Here is a 19,501-nt window from a genome sequence, read left to right as displayed (position 1 = left end):
TGTTATTTCAAATAGGCAATTAGCATCGCACCAATAAAACTTATGCAAGCAAGCCAAAAGAAAATGCTTTTGGGTTGAGAAACTTTTTTACTGAAAAATTTCGCTGCAAACACGATATATAAAATCAGTAATGCGAATTTAGCTATTAACCACCATTCAATATCAAAAGCAAAGAGATATAAAATGACAACACCAGAAACAATCAACAAGGTATCTGATAAGTGCGGTAGAATTTTTAATAATTTTATCGAACGCCAGTTTTTGCCAGTAAGTTGCATTGCACCACGAATCACCAACAAGGCAAAACTTAAAAAGGCGAAAAAAATATGTAAATAAACTAGCATAATCACTCCCAAAAAAGTAAGAAAAGTGCGGTTAAAATCAACCGCACTTTCTCAATATAAATTACTTCGCAATACGTTTATATTTAATACGATGTGGCTGAGTCGCTGCATCGCCTAAGGTTTTCTTTTTCCACTCTTCGTAGTCTGAGAAGTTACCTTCATAGAAGGTGACTTTACCTTCATCACCGTAATCTAAAATATGTGTTGCGATACGGTCTAAGAACCAGCGGTCATGGGAAATTACCATTGCACAGCCCGGGAATTCTAAAATCGCATTTTCTAAGGCACGCAAGGTTTCAACGTCTAAGTCATTGGTTGGTTCGTCCAATAACAGTACGTTACCACCACGTTGTAGAAGTTTAGCTAAGTGTAAACGACCACGTTCACCACCCGATAATTCGCCCACACGTTTTTGTTGATCTACGCCTTTGAAGTTGAAGCGTCCAACATACGCACGGCTTGGAATTTCAAAGTTACCAATAGTGAGAATATCTTGTCCGTTAGACACTTCTTCCCACACAGTTTTCTTGTCATCCATTGAATCACGGAACTGATCCACCGAAGCAAGCACAACGGTTTCACCCATTGTCACAGAACCTGAATCTGGTTGTTCTTGACCTGACAACATGCGGAATAAGGTTGATTTACCCGCACCATTCGCTCCGATAATACCCACGATAGCACCTTTTGGAATGCTGAATGATAAATCATCAATTAAAGTGCGGTCGCCATAAGACTTAGTTAAGTTTTGTACTTCAATCACTTTATCACCCAAACGTGGACCAGGTGGAATAAAGAGTTCGTTAGTCTCATTTCGTTTTTGATATTCACCAGAGTTCAATTCATCAAAGCGCGCCATACGTGCCTTACTTTTTGCTTGGCGACCTTTAGGATTTTGACGCACCCATTCCAACTCTTTCGCAATAGATTTTTGACGCGCATTTTCAGCCGCTTGTTCTTGTTCTAAGCGTTTCTCTTTTTGCTCTAACCAAGAAGAGTAGTTACCTTCCCAAGGAATACCTTCACCACGGTCAAGCTCTAAGATCCAACCAGCTACATTATCTAAGAAATAACGGTCGTGAGTAATTGCGACAACAGTGCCCTCGTAGTCATGTAAGAAACGCTCTAACCATGCCACCGATTCTGCATCTAAGTGGTTAGTTGGTTCGTCTAATAAGAGCATATCTGGTTTTTCGAGTAATAATCGACAAAGTGCCACACGGCGACGCTCACCACCTGATAAATGTTCAATTTTGGCATCCCAATCAGGTAAACGTAACGCATCTGCGGCACGCTCTAATTGGTTATCTAAATTATGTCCATCATGCGCTTGAATGATGGCTTCAAGATTGGCTTGTTCTGCCGCCAGTTTATCGAAATCCGCATCAGGATCTGCATAAAGTGCATACACTTCATCTAAACGAGTCAGTGCATTTTTTACTTCAGAAACGGCTTCTTCTACTGCTTCACGCACGGTTTGTTGCGGTTCTAATTTTGGTTCTTGTGGAAGATAACCGATTTTAATTCCCGGCTGCGGACGAGCTTCCCCTTCAAATTCTTTATCTACGCCCGCCATAATTCGTAAAAGGGTTGATTTCCCCGCACCATTTAAACCCAAAACCCCGATCTTCGCGCCAGGGAAAAAGCTTAAAGAAATATCTTTCAAAATATGACGCTTCGGCGGCACCACTTTACCGACACGATGCATCGTATATACAAATTGAGTTGACATATTTATCCTTTATCTAATAAAAAAGTGCGGTCATTTTACTTGAAGTTTCTTTATTTGCCTAACAATAGGCAAACAATAGATAAAAAAAACCACCCGAAACGGGTGGCAGGAAAGTAGTTTAGCTATATTTATGATTATTTTATTTAGGAACTTTATGAATATCAAGCAATCACTTGACGGGAGCTATGTTACTGAATATTCAGAGACGAGGGAAATGCTATTGAGAGTTTTTTTGATTTACATCAACATTTTTGACAGAAAAATTCGTTTTTGCGTGTAGAATAAACAACTTCTAATGCTAATGTTCAAAATAATTAGGATTTTTTGTGAAAACGTATTCATTATTACTCGGTCTATTCTTCAGTTGCAGTGTTTTAGCTCACCCCCATGCATTTATTGATATGCAAACCACGCCTATCATAGAAAATAATCAACTCACCGGCTTATCAATGAAATGGACTCTCGATGAAGCAAGTTCATCCGCAGTTATTTATGATATGAAACAGGCTAAAACAAAAAATGAGCAACAGAAACTTATTGATGATGTTATGGGAAATGTTGTGAGTGAACATTATTTTAGCTATTTATATGACGCTCAACATAATAAAATCAAATACTCTCCTCACCCCAAAAATTACGGCGTAAAAACCCAAGGATTACAACTGCAATATTATTTTGATGTGCCACTCGCCCATTCTCAAAAGTTAGAAAAAAACACATTTAGCTTGCAAACTTACGATCCTACTTATTATGTGGCAATGACTTACTCCTCAAAAAGTGCGGTAGATTTTTCCGCACTTCCGAAAAATTGCCAAGGAAAATTAATTGAACCTAATGTGGATGAAAAAATCCAAGCCTACGCATCTTCACTTGATAAATCCCAAAAGAACGAAGATGATTCCTTAGGCGTAATGTTCGCGCAAAAAATAATAATTCAATGTGAGTAGAAATGAAAAAATATAAAACTGGGCTCGTGTTATTAGTGATTGCACTTGCCTTACTTGGCTATTTTTCCCCTTGGCTTTTCTTACATATTGCTGCATGGCAAAAAGATTTTAATCAGCTTATTTCGGAAAATTTACATCAAATTCAAAATAATAGTATTAAGGCAGGCATCACGCTTATTTTTGCCAGCTTTGTTTATGGCGTACTCCATGCCCTCGGGCCGGGACACGGCAAATTTATTATCGCCAGCTATCTTTCCACCCACGAAAGCCAATTAAAGCAAAGTACTATTTTGAGTTTACTTTCTTCCTTAATGCAAGGCATTGTCGCGATTACAGCAACCACATTGCTCGTTGTGGTACTTAATCTATCATCACGTTATTTCAAATTAAGTCAGCTTTGGTTAGAGCGATCTGCCTTGCTATTATTAGTATTTCTCGGCTGTTATTGGATTTGGCAAGGTTTACGTGCCTATCGTAAAAAAGCTAAATTATCCATTAAATCCCTAAATCCCCTCCCCCTATACGAAAAAAATGCGGTGAAAAATAACCGCACTTTTCAGCCAAACACTTGTAGCTGTGGACACCAACATTTGCCAAGCCCCACGCAAACTGCACAAGCAACCAATCTAAAATCACAATTTCTCGTGATTCTAACAATTGGCATGCGACCATGTAGCGGTGCAATTTTCGTTTTATTTTTAGCTTATATGCTTGATCTTTATGGCTGGGGAATTTTAGCTGTATTGGCCATGTCTTTCGGCACAGGACTTATGCTGTCAGCCTTCGCGGGAATTGTACGTTATGCGCGAAATACTGCGATTCACTTAGGGCGTTGGTATAGTTCAAAACATACAAAGGGAAAAAGCGAAAGTATTGTGAAATTAATAGCAGGTGGAATAATGCTATTTTTTGCCTTGAGTTTGTTATACGGCACAACCATCTCAACTGGCGGAAGCAAAATCCTATTTTGAAGTTAAAAATAAAGCCCATCAACATGATGGGCTCAAAATCTTTTGGTTGCTAATTTAGAATTTGTAAAAGGAGACAAACAAACTCTAAACCAAAAGAAAAATTGGCTCCTCCTGCTGGACTTGAACCAGCGACATATGGATTAACAGTCCACCGTTCTACCGACTGAACTAAGGAGGAATAAACTTTGTATCACAAGGAATAGGGCGCGAATTTTAATGGTCGTTCGGTAGCTTGTCAATGCAAAATTAAAAAAATTTCATAAAAAAACAAAAAATTTTCTCATCTTTTATATACCACCTAATATTTATTTTTCTATCCACAGAGCCTGTGGATAACTTTGTGGATTAACTTTTTAAAATTTTGCGGATCCCTTGTTCTTACAAGGATTATTCGATCTTGATTACAGATTAGCCTAAAATTAAATTTTAATTTAAAATCAATAAGTTAAGTTTTGTCTAGTGAAAAATTAAAGTTTTTTTTATGAATTTGTGACATCTTCCTCTTGACATCGCTAAGTCTGTGTAAAACTTACATTTTTGCCTGATCAATTTTACACATTAAATATGCTAAAATAGACATTATTCAAAACTATGAAAAAACCGACCGCACTTTATGTCTGAGAAAACCAACACAAAACCATTCATTCTGCATTCTGACTTTCGTCCCTCAGGCGATCAGCCACAAGCTATCGAAAAATTGGCTGAAAATTTAACGGATGGATTAGCTCACCAAACTTTACTCGGGGTAACAGGCTCGGGAAAAACCTTTACTATCGCCAATGTAATTGCTCAATTAAATCGCCCTGCAATGTTACTTGCGCCAAATAAAACCCTTGCTGCCCAGCTTTATGCAGAAATGAAAGCCTTTTTTCCAGAAAATGCGGTGGAATACTTTGTGTCTTACTATGATTATTATCAGCCAGAAGCCTATGTGCCGAGCAGTGATACCTTCATTGAAAAAGATGCGTCTATTAATGATCAAATCGAACAAATGCGTCTTTCAGCGACGAAATCTTTTCTAGAACGTCGAGATACCATCGTGGTGGCTTCCGTTTCTGCAATTTATGGTTTGGGTGATCCTGATAGCTATTTACAAATGATGTTGCATTTACAACAAGGTGCCATTATCGATCAACGCCAAATTTTAGCGAAATTAGCGGAATTGCAATATACCCGCAATGATCAAGCATTTCAGCGTGGAACTTTCCGTGTTCGCGGGGAAATTATTGATATTTTCCCAGCGGAATCTGATGATCGTGCGGTGCGTATTGAATTATTTGATGATGAAATTGAACGTTTAAGTTTATTTGATCCACTCACTGGTAGTAGTTTTGGTGCGGTACCACGTTTTACGATCTATCCTAAAACTCACTATGTGACACCAAGAGAACGTATTTTAGATGCGATAGAAAACATCAAAAAAGAACTCGTATCACGCCGTGAATACTTCATTAAAGAACATAAACTTTTAGAAGAACAGCGTATCAGCCAGCGTACCCAATTTGATATTGAAATGATGAATGAATTGGGCTATTGCTCTGGCATTGAAAACTACTCTCGCTATTTGTCGGGCAGAAATGAGGGCGAGCCACCACCAACATTATTCGATTATATGCCCTCTGATGCCATTTTAATTATTGATGAATCTCATGTGACTGTGCCTCAAATTGGTGGAATGTATCGTGGCGACCGTTCACGTAAAGAAACCTTAGTCGAATATGGATTCCGTTTGCCATCCGCATTGGATAATCGTCCGTTACGCTTTGAGGAATTTGAACGCTTAGCCCCACAAACCATTTATGTTTCCGCAACACCAGGGCCTTATGAATTAGAAAAATCAGGTAGTGAAATCATCGATCAAGTGGTTCGCCCGACTGGTTTGCTTGATCCTCTTATTGAAATTCGTCCAGTCTCTATTCAAGTGGATGATTTACTTTCCGAAGCTCGCCAAAGAGCGGATAAAAATGAGCGTGTTTTAGTGACAACACTCACTAAAAAAATGGCAGAAGATTTAACGGATTATTTAGATGAACACGGGATTCGAGTGCGTTATCTACATTCTGATATTGATACCCTGGAACGCGTCGAAATTATCCGTGATTTGCGTTTAGGCGAATTTGATGTATTGGTGGGAATTAACTTATTGCGTGAAGGTTTAGATATTCCAGAAGTGTCTCTTGTGGCGATTTTAGATGCGGACAAAGAAGGATTTTTACGTTCCGAACGTTCTTTAATCCAAACCATCGGTCGTGCTGCGCGAAACTTAAATGGTAAAGCGATTTTATATGCGGATAGCATCACAAAATCGATGGAAAAAGCCATCACCGAAACTAATCGTCGTCGTGAAAAACAAACCAAATACAATGAAGAACATGGCATTGTGCCACAAGCATTAAATAAGAAAGTCGGTGAATTATTAGATATTGGGCAAGGTGCAAACCAAAAAGCGAAAGCCAATAAGCAACGTGGAAAAATGGCGGCAGAACCAACCGCACTTTATAATGCACCGAAAAATGCCAAAGAATATCAACAACAAATCAAAAAACTGGAGCAACAAATGTATAAATTTGCGCAAGATTTGGAATTTGAAAAAGCCGCGGCAATTCGCGATCAATTACATCAATTACGTGAACAGCTTGTTTTTGATAACTAAAAGAAACGCCAGCTTAAGCTGGCGTTCCGTTTATTTGTTTTCACCTGAAGAATACAAGCGATTTTTATATAAATAACTGCCTAATAAAGCGTGAGCCAATGCCTCTTTTTTCATCGCATCAGGCACATCTTTTGGCGTTAAAGTTTCTGAAGCTTTATCATAATGATAACCTTGCGCTGCTTTATTTGGCATTTGAATTACCACATCATTATTGCCTTTCATCATTGCTTGAGTTTGATCATATTGCATAAAGGCACGATCTGGGTTTACATCTTGCGTTAAATCAAAACCAATCATTGGATAATTGCCACTTACGCCTGCTAAAGAAAGCAATGTAGTTGGCATATCAATTTGGCTCACAAGACGGCTGTCACGGCGTGGCACAACTCCATCGCCAAGAATCAAGGCTGGAATATGGAAATGCTTAATCGGCACAAGACTTGCTCCGCCTACACGAGAATCATGATCCGCAACAATTAAGAAAACCGTATCTTTCCAATAATTAGACTGTTTTGCCATTTTAAAGAAATGACCTAACGCATAATCCGCATATTTTGCCGCGTTATTACGAGTAGCTTTTGGTTGCTCATAAAGCTCAATTTTGCCATCTGGATATTCAAATGGATCGTGATTGCTCGAGCTAAACACTAAACTAAAAAACGGTTTACCTTCATTTTGTAATTTCGTGAAAGTTTCATTGGCTTTATCAAATAAATCCTCATCACTCACGCCCCAAGTGCCAGTAAATGTTGGATTTTGATAATCTTGTTGATCCCAAATATCTTTAAAGCCATTGCCATAAAAAAAGCTCGCCATATTATCGAAGTGCTTTTCACCGCCATAAATAAAGGAAGTGTTATAACCTTGTTTATGTAATAAATCCGCAATAGTAAAGAAACCACTTTGGGCATTATTAAGTTTCACGACTGCACGAGCTGGCGTTGGCGTAAAACCTGCCGTTGTTGCTTCAATACCGCGTACTGAACGTGTGCCTGTTGCATAAAGATTTTCAAATAACCACCCTTCTTTTGCGAGCTGATCCACATTTGGGGAAAGTGGTTTGCCACCGAGCGTTCCAATAAACTGAGCGCCAAGACTTTCTTGTAACAAAATCACGATATTTTTTGGTTTACCCTGATAAGTCGCAACATTTTTCGTTAAAGTTGGGTATTTATCTGAAATATAATCGCTTTCAGGACGGCCACGGCTAGCTTTAACAATACGAAACATTTCATCTGCATCCATTTTTCCGTACATTTCTGAAGATTTTTCTTCATCTTTAAATTGCTGTGCGGCATAAATCACGGAATAGCCCGAATTAAGCACCAAGGAATTCACTAACGCATCAGAAGAAAATGCCACCATGGCGGGATTAATACCGCGGTGTTGAAAACTTGAACGCGCCCCAAGGAAGCTCACTACAATAACAAGCAAGGCAATCACAGGTCGAAGTTTCCAATTCACTGAACGTAAATTTTTGACTGCCCAACCAGAAATTTTCCAATAAATCACGGCAGCTAAAATCGTGAAAACAAGGCTAAAAATCACCGCACTTAAATGCCCTTCCGCAAGCATTGAAAAAACTTCTTTCGGATAAATCAGATATTCGATAAATAAACGATTTGGGCGGTAATCGTAGGTTTCAATAAAGGCAGGTGTGGCAATTTCCATAAAGATAATAAACACACTACCAAGCGTTAACCAAATGCGTAAAATTTTTACCCAAACTTTGCTGCTATGGAACAATGTTGTGAGCAATGCTGGCACACCAAATAAATAACAGAGAGCTACAACATCCATTCGTACTCCTTGCAAAAATAATTGCAACCAGCCATCTACGGCGGATACACGCTCTGATTGCCATATAGCGAGTCCCAAACGGGATAAGGAAAGGATGATGAGATTAATCAACACGAATGTGAAGATGGGGAATAAAGGGGAATGCGCTTTTTTCATTGTAAAAACCACTAATGCAACGGCATCCAAGCCGTATTAAATTAAAGAAAGATAGGCAACTGTCTATCGGTCGGTTCCTTTTCGACACGACAAAAGTCTTAAAGTGCGGTCAATTTTCGCATAGTTTTACTTAATCTCAAATGTATTCATAGATTATCAATCAATTTCACCATTAAAATTTTAACTCCCATGTTAGAAAATAACATTTGTTTTACTAATATAAAAAAAGCGAGTTTAACACTCGCTTTTTCTTGTACTTAGAAAATTATTTTTTCTTCGCTTTTGCATTTGGAAGGTCAGTGATTGAGCCTTCAAATACTTCCGCAGCTAAACCAACAGACTCGTGTAAAGTTGGGTGAGCGTGGATAGTTAATGCAATGTCTTCTGCATCGCAACCCATCTCGATAGCAAGACCGATTTCACCTAATAATTCCCCACCGTTAGAACCCACGATTGCACCGCCAAGTACACGATGAGTATCTTTATCAAAGATTAACTTCGTCATACCTTCTGAACATTCAGAAGCAATCGCACGGCCTGATGCTGCCCAAGGGAATTTAGCGACTTCGTAGTTTAAACCTTCTTGTTTACATTCTTTTTCTGTTTTACCTACCCAAGCCACTTCTGGTTCGGTATAAGCAATGGATGGAATTACTTTAGGATCGAAGTAGTGTTTTTGTCCCGCAATGACTTCTGCAGCAACGTGGCCTTCGTGAACACCTTTGTGCGCTAACATTGGTTGACCAACAATATCGCCGATGGCAAAGATATGTGGCACATTGGTGCGCATTTGTTTATCAACATGAATGAAACCACGATCATCCACTTCAACGCCTGCTTTACCTGCATCAATCAATTTGCCATTCGGTGTACGGCCAATCGCAACAAGCACTGCATCATAACGTTTGGTGTCATTGCATGCTTTGCCTTCCATTGAAACGTAGATACCATCATCTTTTGCTTCAACAGCAGTCACTTTGGTTTCAAGCATTAACTTGAATTTTTTCTCGATTTGTTTGGTGTAAATTGCAACAACATCTTTATCCGCTGCTGGGATAACTTGGTCGAACATTTCTACCACTTCAATTTCTGAACCTAATGCGTGGTAAACCGTCCCCATTTCTAAACCGATAATACCACCACCCATAATAAGAAGTTTTTTCGGTACTTCTTTTAATTTAAGTGCATCTGTTGAATCCCAAATACGCGGATCTTCATGTGGAATGAAAGGTAATTGAATTGGGCGAGAACCGGCTGCAATGATCGCGTTATCAAATTTAATTGTTGTTGGGTGACCATCACGATCACGCGCCACTAGAGTATGAGGATCAGTAAATGCTGCTAAGCCTTCAACCACAGTGACTTTGCGCGCTTTTGCCATACCCGCTAAACCGCCGGTTAATTTAGCCACAACCGCTTCTTTACCTGCACGAACTTCATCTAAATCAATTCTTGGCTCACCAAAGTAAACACCATTTTTACTTGCGTGTTTTGCTTCTTCAATCACTTTTGCTACGTGCAACAATGCTTTTGATGGGATACAACCTACATTTAAACATACCCCACCAAGAGTTGAATAACGTTCAACTAATACAGTTTCTAAACCTAAATCCGCACAACGGAACGCCGCAGAATAACCTGCTGGGCCAGCACCAAGTACGACGACTTGGGTTTTAATTTCTTTACTCATTTTTACCTCGTAAAAACGTTCAAAATATTGACCGCACTTTGTGCGATCTTTGCGATCATAATAGATTTGCTAAAACGCCCTTTCTTCTAATTAGAAGAAAGGGGCGTTATTACATAATCAAACGGCGTAAATCTGCTAATACAGCACCGATATAGCTGATGAATCGTGCACCATCTGCACCATCAATGACACGGTGGTCGAATGATAATGACATTGGAAGAATTAAGCGTGGCGCAAATTCTTTACCATTCCATACTGGTTCCATTGATGATTTAGACACACCAAGGATGGCCACTTCTGGTGCGTTTACGATTGGTGCAAAGTGAGTGGTACCAATACCACCAAGACTTGAAATAGTGAAACAGCCACCTTGCATATCAGATGCAGTCAATTTGCCTTCACGTGCTTTTTTCGATACTTCCATTAATTCACGTGAAAGTTCGATAATGCCTTTTTTGTTCACATTCTTGAATACAGGCACGACTAAGCCGTTTGGTGTATCTACTGCGACACCAATGTTAATATATTTTTTCAGGATTAAGCGTTGTGCATCTTCGGTAATTGAGCTGTTGAAACGTGGATACGCTTCTAATGCTTTTGCCACCGCTTTCATAATGAACACAACTGGCGTGATTTTTACGCCAAGTTTTTGTTTTTCTGCTAACGCATTTTGTTCTTTACGGAATGCTTCTAAATCCGTGATATCTGCTTTATCGAAGTGAGTAACGTGTGGAATCATTACCCAGTTACGATGTAAGTTAGCGCCTGAAATTTTATTGATACGGCTTAATTCGACTTCTTCAATTTCGCCAAATTTACTGAAATCAACTTTTGGCCATGGTAATAAACCTAAGCCAGCGCCATTTGCTACACCATTTCCAGCAGCTTGTGCTGTTGCACCGCTTTCATACGCTTTAACTGCTGTCTTCACATAAGCTTCGATATCTTCTTTAACGATACGCCCTTTACGGCCTGTACCTTTTACTTTATCTAAGTTTACGCCAAATTCACGTGCTAAACGACGAATAACTGGAGTAGCATGCACATAGCCAGCGCTTGCCACCACTTGTTCTTGGCTTAAGCCAGATACATTGCCAGATTGAGCTGGTTGTGTCGCTGGCGCAGGCGATGCAACTTGTGGTGCTGGAGCAGATGTTGACGCAGCTGGCGCTGCACCTGCTACTTCAAAGCGCATAATTAGTGAACCAGTCGATACTTTATCACCTGATTTCACGAGAATTTCTTTTACTACACCGCCGAATGGAGCAGGAACTTCCATTGAGGCTTTATCGCCTTCAACGGTAATTAATGATTGATCTTCTGAAACAGTATCACCAACGGCAACCATAATTTCAGTCACATTGACTTCATCACCACCAATATCTGGCACATTCACATCTTTAATTGCAGATGTTGTGGCAGCAGGCGCAGCTGTTTGAGCTGGTGCAGCCGCAGCAACTGGAGCAGATGATGCAGTTTCAAATTTCATGATGAGTTTGCCAGTTGAAACTTTATCACCAACATTAATTAAAATTTCTTTTACCACACCTGCGATTGGTGCTGGAACTTCCATTGAAGCTTTATCGCCTTCAACATTGATGATTGATTGATCAACTTCAACGCTATCACCTACTTTAACCATAATTTCAGTAACGTTTACTTCATCAGAACCAATATCTGGTACGTTTACTTCAACAACTGCCGACGTAGTTGGCGCAGTCGCAGCTACTGGGGCAACTGGTGCTTCAACCGCTGGCGCAGCGCCTGCAGCTTCTAAAACGAGCATTGGGGTGCCCGTTGTGACTTTATCGCCCACTTTGACTAAAACCTCTTTTACAACACCCGCTTCTGGTGCAGGCACTTCCATTGAAGCTTTATCACCTTCAACGTTAATGATAGATTGATCAACAGAAATGGTATCGCCTACGTTTACCATGACTTCTGTTACTGTAACTTCATCACTACCAATATCAGGAATTTGAATTTGTTTTGACATTTTTTTGTTCCTTTTAAAGTGCGGTCATAAAACACGATGTTTTTTGACCGCAGTTTTCATCAATTACGCGTAAAGCGGATTGATACGATCTACATTCAAACCGAATTTCGCAATCGCATCTGCAACAACTTGGTTAGATACTGTACCTTCTTTCGCTAATTGAGAAAGTGCAGCAACCACAACATAACGTGCATCAACTTCGAAGTGTTCACGTAAGTTTGCACGGCTGTCTGAACGACCGAAACCATCTGTACCTAACACATGATAATGACGACTTGGTACGAATGCACGGATTTGATCTGCGTATGCTTTAACATAGTCAGTTGAAGCAACGGTTGGTAAATCAGCTAATACTTGAGCAACGTATGGTACGCGTTGTTCCGCTGTTGGGTGTAATAAGTTCCAACGTGCAGCATCATGACCTTCACGGGCTAATTCATTGAATGACGGTGCAGAGAATACATCAGATGTTACACCATAATCTTTTGCAAGAATTTGTGCCGCTTCACGAACATGACGCATGATAGCACCAGAACCTAACAATTGAACGTGGCCTTTGCCTTTTTTACCTTCCACTGTTTCAAATTTGTATAAACCTTTTCGGATACCTTCTTCCGCACCAGCAGGCATAGCCGGTTGATCCATGACTTCATTTAATGTTGTCATGTAATAGAATACATCTTCTTGTTTTTCGCCGTACATACGGTTAATACCGTCTTGCATAATTACTGCAACTTCGAATGCGAATGATGGATCGTAAGTGACACAGTTAGGAATGATACCTGCTTGAATATGACTATGGCCATCTTCGTGTTGTAAGCCTTCGCCGTTTAATGTCGTACGACCTGAAGTACCACCCACCATGAAACCACGAGCTAATTGGTCACCAGCCGCCCACATCATATCGCCCACACGTTGGAAACCAAACATTGAGTAATAGATGAAGAATGGAATCATTGGTTGGTTATTGACAGAGTAGGAGTTCGCTGCAGCTAACCAAGATGCGGTTGCACCTAATTCATTGATACCTTCTTGTAGCACTTGACCATCTTTTGCTTCGCGGTAGTAAGCAACTAAGTCACGATCTGAAGGAACATAGTTTTGGCCATGTGGGTTATAAATACCGATTTGACGGAATAAACCTTCCATACCAAACGTACGTGCTTCATCAGCAATCATTGGAACGATGGTTTTACCAATGTTTTTATCTTTTAATAAGATGTTTAAGGCACGAGTAAACGCCATAGTGGTTGAAATACCACGAGGTTGTTCTTCTAATAATGCTTTAAACTCTTCTAATGCAGGAACTTTATATTCAACATCAAATTTAGCACGACGAGCTGGAACATAGCCGTTTAATGCTTTACGGTGGCCATGTAAATATTCGTATTCAGGCGTGCCTTCAGCAAATTTAATGTATTCTAATTTTTCTACTTGCTCATCAGTCAATGGTAAATCGAAGTAGTCACGGAAACCTTTAAGGCTTTCGTAAGACATTTTTTTAGATTGGTGAGCGGTGTTTTTACTTTCCGCTTCAGGAATTTTATAACCTTTAACTTGATGCGCTAAAATCACAACTGGTTTCGTTGCATTTTGTGCTTTTGCATAGGCTGCATATAATTTTTCGCTATCGTGTGCACCACGGCGTAATGCCCAAATTTCATCATCCGTCATATCTGCAACTAATGCAGCGGTTTCTGGATAACGACCAAAGAAGTGTTCACGAACATAAGCACCGTCTTTAGATTTAAAGGTTAAATAGTCACCATCAACCACTTCCATCATTAACTGAGTTAATTTACCTGAAGTATCTTTCGCAAATAATTTATCCCAATCGCTTCCCCATAAAACTTTGATTACTTCCCAGCCAGCACCAGTAAATAATCCTTCTAATTCTTGAACGATTTTACCGTTACCATTAACTGGGCCGTCTAAACGTTGTAAGTTACAGCTGATAGTGAAGATTAAGTTATCTAATTTTTCACGAGCCGCAAAAGTTAATGCACCTTTAGACTCAATTTCATCCATTTCACCATCGCCTAAGAATGCATAGACTTTTTGATCTTTGGTATCTTTTAAGCCACGGTTATCAAGATATTTTAAGAAACGCGCTTGATAAATTGCGTTCACTGGGCCTAAACCCATAGAAACCGTAGAGAATTGCCAGAATTCAGGCATTAATTTAGGGTGTGGATATGAAGATAAACCATCGGTAAAGGCTTCTTGACGGAAGTTATCCATTTGTTCTTCAGTTAAACGACCTTCTAAGAATGCACGCGCATACATACCTGGAGCAGCATGGCCTTGGAAGAAAATTAAGTCGCCACCGTTTTTCTCGGTTGCAGCTTTGAAGAAGTGGTTATAGCAAACTTCATACATGGTTGCAGCAGATTGGAAAGTTGAGATATGACCACCTAAGTCAAGATCTTTCTTCTGACTACGCAATACCATAGCAATAGCATTCCAACGCACAGCAGAACGAATACGACGCTCAATAGCATGATCACCTGGGTAAGCAGGTTGTTCAGAAGCAGGGATAGTATTGACATAATCGGTCGTTACACCTGTAGGTAATGAAACACCATTGGTGCGTGCTTGGCCGATAACTTGCTCAATAATATATTGTGCACGTTCTACGCCTTCTTCACGAATCAAAGAATCTAATGATTGTAACCAATCTTGAGTTTCGATTGGATCAACGTCATTTTTTAAAATCTCAGACATAGGTTTTCCTTATCTGTTAATTAAGTGAACATTAGTTTAGTAAGCACTAAACACGAATATCAGAAATGCTTGCCTTTTTACAAACATTTAACAAATCTTGTAAATTTTAGAAGATTTTTTGAGATAAAGATAGTAAATTTTCATCAAATATCCCTGTTGAGTACTGTGTTAATCGGTAATCTTTTGAAAGTGCGGTAATTTTTTCTCGACTTTCGTAAAGCCTATTAAAATCATAAGTAAAACATTGCATTCTATAGGGCTTTGCTTTAAAGTTTTCAAACTTTTTTCAAAAAGGAATCAATCATGCATATAACGACTCGAACGCTCACTCAACACAAACGTATTGCGCTTGTGGCTCATGATAGCTGCAAAAAAAATTTACTAAATTGGACGCAAAAACACAAAGAAGCACTTAAGCCTCATATACTTTATGCAACAGGTACAACAGGCCATATTTTAGAACGAGAAACAGGTTTAAGCATTCAATCTTTATTAAGTGGCCCGATGGGCGGCGACCAACAACTTGGTGGCTTAATCGCAGAAAAGAAAATCGACATGATGATCTTCTTTTGGGATCCAATGAATGCCGCACCACATGATCCTGATGTGAAAGCCCTCATGCGTATTGCAACAGTGTGGAATATCCCAGTTGCCATTAATCAAAGCTCCGCAGATTTTATGTTAACTTCAGTTTTATTTGAACAAGATGTGGAAATTGAAGTGCCTGATTATGAAGGGTATTTAAAAGAGCGTTTAGCTTAAAAAAATAAGGAATATTTACCGCACTTCATAGTTAAACAGGGCGACAACTTATCGCCCTGTTTTTGTTATCTCCCCAATCCCCCCATTGCAAGCATAAAGAGTACCATTTTCAACTGTTCTTCTGGAATTGGTTTGCCGTTTAGTTTCAATTCGTTATTTTCTAAAGCAAGCGTTAATGTGACGGTTTTGTCCGTGTTTACGATAATGCCATTCACTTCACCATCAACAACTAATTCATCAAATCGGTGAACTAAATCTTGCTTTTGGTTTTCTGGTGTAAATTTAGATAATAATGAAATTGCAGTTTCTTTATTCACATCAAAATTGATCGAAAAATCTTTGAATTGTTTGTATAAGCCGCTGCGCATTAAATCAAATTTAGGGTTTGGCACTAAAGCAATATTTACATCCAATGCCACTTTACCTTTTTCGTCAGAAATAGAAAGAGGGGCAAATTTAATTTGAGGCTGATTATTTGCAATGGTCATGCCTGCTTGTTGTAATTTTTGCACCAATGCTTTAGATAACGGCGTATCTGAGTCGGCTTTGCCTATTGCAACTAAAATATTTAAAAGTTCTTGTAATGCGTTGCCATCAATATGGTTGAATTCTACATTATTGGTCACTTTACCTAAGTTGTTACCGTTAATATGTAATTCATCCAGATTTGTTTTATTGATGATATTTACTGTATCACCCTGAACTTGTGTAGTTAAATTTGCTTGGCTGTTTTTCTGAATAAGAGAGAATTTTTCCCCAGTCTCTGCAGATTCGGTATTTTGCTCAAAATAGCCTATTTTACTATTGATATTTCCACTATAAATAAATGGCCATTTTGTGCTTTGTAGTGAGCCTTGTACGACAAGATCTTTTATTTTAATTGATGAAGCCGTTGAAACTGCACGATTAGGGTCATTTGAATTAAATGCATCTACAGATAGCGTATAATTGCTTGGTTCATTTTTGTCTAAATCAACATTTAATACGACATTTGACCAATCAAAATCAGCCTTGGATTGCTCATTGTGATATTGTCCCGATGCAAGTTTTAATTCCGCATTACCGCTTAATGAATAATTCATTGCGACATTTAGTTGTAACGGTTTCTCTGATTTTGTGATATCAAAGAGTACCTGAGTTGTTGCATTTTTTCCTAACAAGGTTTGGCTTGAAAAAATGGTTGGAACGAAATTCAGTTTCGCCACACGATCAAGCGGCAAAGGCCCGTGATAAAGCGTTGATGATAAAGGAATAATGATCGTTTCATTTGCCTTGTGAATTTCTATTTGATCTTGAATATGAGACGCAAATAATCCTCTATCAAATTTTATATTTTTATAAAAAATTTTACTTTCTTCTAATACATCTGTTTTGGCAAATAGTTGATTTAACTGTTTTAGCTGATGTAAATATTCGTCCTCAGCTTTTTTCCCTGTAAACCATGCACCTGTACACCAAACGGCAGCAAGAGCAACGACTATGCCTGCAGCAATTTTTGATTTTTTCATTTATTTCTTTCCTATTTTAAAGTAAAAATTTTCGCCAAATTTATCACAAATCCCTTTTTCTTGCCTGAAAATTTTTGTTTTCCCCTTGAAGTTCACCATTTGAGACTTATCTTGAAAACAAGAACGGAAATCACCGCACTTTAAGAAATAAAAAATTTTTAAAATTTTCTCTTGAAATGCGAAAGAATATCCACATCTTACAATTCGTAATAAATGGGTCTAAAAGCCCTCCCCCCCCGAATTTTAAAATTTTTACTAGGAGTACAAAATGGGAAAAATTATTGGTATTGACTTAGGTACAACAAACTCTTGTGTAGCTGTAATGGACGGCGACAAAGCGCGCGTAATTGAAAATGCAGAAGGCGCACGTACTACCCCTTCAATTATTGCTTATACAGATAATGAAACCTTAGTCGGTCAGCCAGCAAAACGTCAAGCAATCACTAACCCAAAAAATACATTATTTGCTATTAAACGTTTAATTGGTCGTCGTTTTGAAAGCGAAGAAGTTCAACGTGATATTAAAATTATGCCTTTCGAAATTACTCGTGCTGACAACGGTGATGCTTGGGTAAATGTAAAAGGTGATAAGTTAGCACCACCACAAATCTCTGCTGAAGTATTGAAAAAAATGAAAAAAACCGCAGAAGATTTCTTGGGTGAATCTGTAACAGAAGCAGTAATTACGGTTCCTGCATATTTTAACGATGCACAACGTCAAGCAACTATCGATGCAGGTAAAATTGCAGGCTTAGATGTAAAACGTATCATCAACGAACCAACAGCTGCTGCGTTGGCGTTTGGTTTAGGTTCAAGCAAAGAAAACCAAGTGATCGCGGTTTACGACTTAGGTGGTGGTACATTCGATATTTCAATCATCGAAATTGATAACTTTGATGGTGAACAAACTTTCGAAGTGTTAGCAACTGGTGGTAACACTCACTTAGGTGGTGAAGACTTCGATAACCGTGTAATTGATTACATTATTGATGAGTTCAAAAAAGAACAAAACATCGATTTACGTAATGACCCAATGGCATTACAACGCGTAAAAGAAGCAGCAGAGAAAGCAAAAATTGAACTTTCATCAGCGCAATCTACTGAAGTAAACTTACCTTATATCACTGCAGATGCGACAGGCCCTAAACACTTAGCATTAAATATAACTCGTGCAAAATTAGAAGCATTAGTAGAAGATTTAGTGGCAAGCTCAATTGAGTCTTTGAAAGCTGTATTAAAAGATGCAGGTAAAAGCGTGAGTGAAATTCACGATATTATCCTTGTGGGTGGCCAAACTCGTATGCCACTTGTTCAACAAAAAGTTGCAGAGTTCTTTGGTAAAGAAGCTCGTAAAGATGTTAACCCTGATGAAGCGGTGGCAATCGGTGCGGCAGTTCAAGGTGGTGTATTAAAAGGTGATGTGAAAGACGTCCTTTTATTAGACGTTACTCCGTTATCACTTGGTATCGAAACCATGGGTGGTGTGATGACCACTTTAATTGAGAAAAACACAACGATTCCAACCAAAAAATCGCAAGTATTCTCAACAGCGGAAGATAACCAAAGTGCGGTAACCATTCACGTTCTTCAAGGTGAACGTAAACGTGCATCAGACAATAAATCTCTAGGTCAATTCAATCTAGAAGGTATTAATCCTGCACCACGTGGTATGCCACAAATTGAAGTAACATTTGATATCGATGCAAACGGCGTAATCAACGTATCTGCAAAAGATAAAAATACGGGTAAAGAGCAACAAATTCGTATTCAAGCATCATCCGGTTTATCTGATGAAGAAATTCAACAAATGGTACGTGATGCAGAAGCAAATGCTGATGCAGACCGTAAATTTGAAGAAGTTGTTCAAGCGCGTAATCAAGCAGATGGCATTGCTCACGCAACACGTAAACAAATTGCAGAAGCTGGCGACGCATTGAGTGCTGCAGATAAAGAGAAAATTGAAGCTGCAGTCGCTGAGCTTGAAACAGTAGCAAAAGGTGAAGATAAAGCAGAAATTGAAGCGAAAATTGAAGCGGTAATTAAAGCCTCTGAACCATTAATGCAAGCAGCTCAAGCAAAAGCTCAACAAGCTGGTTGCGAGCAACCACAACAATCATCAGCAAAAGATGATGGTGTGGTAGATGCGGAATTTGAAGAAGTGAAAGATAATAAATAATTCACCGCTCTTCTTAGCATAAACAGGGGGCGTGGAAACACG

12 protein-coding genes and 1 tRNA gene are annotated in these 19,501 nt (G+C 39.0%); 5 read left to right on the top strand and 8 right to left on the bottom strand.

Annotation, left to right across the window (positions count from 1 at the left end; genetic code table 11):
- Positions 1-2: 2 nt before the first annotated feature.
- Positions 3-344, bottom strand: coding sequence for a SirB2 family protein (locus LIX50_RS01395; protein ID WP_032827105.1), 342 nt, complete (start codon positions 342-344; stop codon positions 3-5).
- Between the two features lie 61 nt (positions 345-405).
- Positions 406-2,076: an energy-dependent translational throttle protein EttA gene (gene ettA / locus LIX50_RS01390; RefSeq protein ID WP_046950035.1), complete on the bottom strand. Its 1,671-nt coding sequence runs from the start codon at positions 2,074-2,076 to the stop codon at positions 406-408.
- A 326-nt stretch (positions 2,077-2,402) separates the two neighbouring features.
- Between ettA and zevA the strand changes: the two genes are divergently transcribed.
- Positions 2,403-3,023 carry a zinc transporter binding subunit ZevA gene (gene zevA / locus LIX50_RS01385; protein ID WP_005637037.1) on the top strand — a complete coding sequence of 207 codons (621 nt, stop codon included), beginning with the start codon at positions 2,403-2,405 and terminating at the stop codon, positions 3,021-3,023.
- A gap of 2 nt (positions 3,024-3,025) precedes the next feature.
- A complete protein-coding gene (gene zevB / locus LIX50_RS01380) occupies positions 3,026-3,994 on the top strand; it encodes a zinc transporter permease subunit ZevB (RefSeq protein ID WP_048954052.1) in 969 nt (322 codons plus the stop codon).
- Positions 3,995-4,096: 102 nt separating this feature from the next.
- Here zevB and LIX50_RS01375 read toward each other — a convergent pair.
- A tRNA-Asn gene (locus LIX50_RS01375) sits at positions 4,097-4,172 on the bottom strand.
- 435 nt (positions 4,173-4,607) lie between these two features.
- On the opposite strand from LIX50_RS01375, the gene uvrB reads away from it, so the two are divergent.
- A complete protein-coding gene (gene uvrB / locus LIX50_RS01370; RefSeq protein WP_048954053.1) occupies positions 4,608-6,647 on the top strand; it encodes an excinuclease ABC subunit UvrB in 2,040 nt (679 codons plus the stop codon).
- Between the two features lie 30 nt (positions 6,648-6,677).
- On the opposite strand, the gene LIX50_RS01365 is transcribed toward uvrB, so the two are convergent.
- From LIX50_RS01365 to aceE, 4 genes are all read right to left on the bottom strand, one after another.
- A complete protein-coding gene (locus LIX50_RS01365) occupies positions 6,678-8,603 on the bottom strand; it encodes an LTA synthase family protein (RefSeq protein ID WP_048954054.1) in 1,926 nt (641 codons plus the stop codon).
- Positions 8,604-8,868: 265 nt separating this feature from the next.
- On the bottom strand, positions 8,869-10,293 hold the full coding sequence (lpdA, locus tag LIX50_RS01360) for a dihydrolipoyl dehydrogenase (RefSeq protein ID WP_048954055.1): 1,425 nt from the start codon (positions 10,291-10,293) through the stop codon (positions 8,869-8,871).
- A 109-nt stretch (positions 10,294-10,402) separates the two neighbouring features.
- The gene (gene aceF / locus LIX50_RS01355) at positions 10,403-12,289 is read right to left on the bottom strand and encodes a pyruvate dehydrogenase complex dihydrolipoyllysine-residue acetyltransferase (RefSeq protein WP_048954056.1); all 1,887 of its coding nucleotides are present in this window, start codon (positions 12,287-12,289) and stop codon (positions 10,403-10,405) included.
- Between the two features lie 63 nt (positions 12,290-12,352).
- Entirely contained in the window at positions 12,353-15,013 is a 2,661-nt protein-coding gene (gene aceE / locus LIX50_RS01350) for a pyruvate dehydrogenase (acetyl-transferring), homodimeric type (protein WP_048954057.1), read from the bottom strand.
- A gap of 303 nt (positions 15,014-15,316) precedes the next feature.
- Here aceE and mgsA point away from each other — a divergent pair, with 303 nt between their 5' ends.
- On the top strand, positions 15,317-15,775 hold the full coding sequence (gene mgsA / locus LIX50_RS01345; RefSeq protein WP_048954058.1) for a methylglyoxal synthase: 459 nt from the start codon (positions 15,317-15,319) through the stop codon (positions 15,773-15,775).
- A gap of 65 nt (positions 15,776-15,840) precedes the next feature.
- Here the strand turns inward: mgsA and LIX50_RS01340 are convergent, their stop codons facing one another.
- Positions 15,841-17,283 carry a YdgA family protein gene (locus LIX50_RS01340; protein WP_048954059.1) on the bottom strand — a complete coding sequence of 481 codons (1,443 nt, stop codon included), beginning with the start codon at positions 17,281-17,283 and terminating at the stop codon, positions 15,841-15,843.
- Positions 17,284-17,551: 268 nt separating this feature from the next.
- Here LIX50_RS01340 and dnaK point away from each other — a divergent pair, with 268 nt between their 5' ends.
- Positions 17,552-19,459, top strand: a complete 1,908-nt coding sequence (dnaK, locus tag LIX50_RS01335; RefSeq protein WP_048954060.1) for a molecular chaperone DnaK — start codon at positions 17,552-17,554, stop codon at positions 19,457-19,459.
- Positions 19,460-19,501 lie beyond the last annotated feature (42 nt).

The organism is Haemophilus sp. Marseille-P9675 (assembly GCF_916862695.1).
GTDB classification, from domain to species: Bacteria; Pseudomonadota; Gammaproteobacteria; order Enterobacterales; family Pasteurellaceae; genus Haemophilus; species Haemophilus haemolyticus_K.
This window is presented reverse-complemented; position numbering and strand designations above follow the sequence as displayed.

What these genes read in the sequence shown, in the direction of transcription:
- mgsA (WP_048954058.1), top strand. Translation starts at nt 15,317, where the DNA reads ATGCATATAACGACTCGAACGCTCACTCAACACAAACGTATTGCGCTT.
- zevB (WP_048954052.1), top strand. Translation starts at nt 3,026, where the DNA reads ATGAAAAAATATAAAACTGGGCTCGTGTTATTAGTGATTGCACTTGCC.
- uvrB (WP_048954053.1), top strand. Translation starts at nt 4,608, where the DNA reads ATGTCTGAGAAAACCAACACAAAACCATTCATTCTGCATTCTGACTTT.
- LIX50_RS01395 (WP_032827105.1), bottom strand. Translation starts at nt 344, where the DNA reads ATGCTAGTTTATTTACATATTTTTTTCGCCTTTTTAAGTTTTGCCTTG.
- ettA (WP_046950035.1), bottom strand. Translation starts at nt 2,076, where the DNA reads ATGTCAACTCAATTTGTATATACGATGCATCGTGTCGGTAAAGTGGTG.
- aceF (WP_048954056.1), bottom strand. Translation starts at nt 12,289, where the DNA reads ATGTCAAAACAAATTCAAATTCCTGATATTGGTAGTGATGAAGTTACA.
- aceE (WP_048954057.1), bottom strand. Translation starts at nt 15,013, where the DNA reads ATGTCTGAGATTTTAAAAAATGACGTTGATCCAATCGAAACTCAAGAT.
- LIX50_RS01340 (WP_048954059.1), bottom strand. Translation starts at nt 17,283, where the DNA reads ATGAAAAAATCAAAAATTGCTGCAGGCATAGTCGTTGCTCTTGCTGCC.
- LIX50_RS01365 (WP_048954054.1), bottom strand. Translation starts at nt 8,603, where the DNA reads ATGAAAAAAGCGCATTCCCCTTTATTCCCCATCTTCACATTCGTGTTG.
- lpdA (WP_048954055.1), bottom strand. Translation starts at nt 10,293, where the DNA reads ATGAGTAAAGAAATTAAAACCCAAGTCGTCGTACTTGGTGCTGGCCCA.
- dnaK (WP_048954060.1), top strand. Translation starts at nt 17,552, where the DNA reads ATGGGAAAAATTATTGGTATTGACTTAGGTACAACAAACTCTTGTGTA.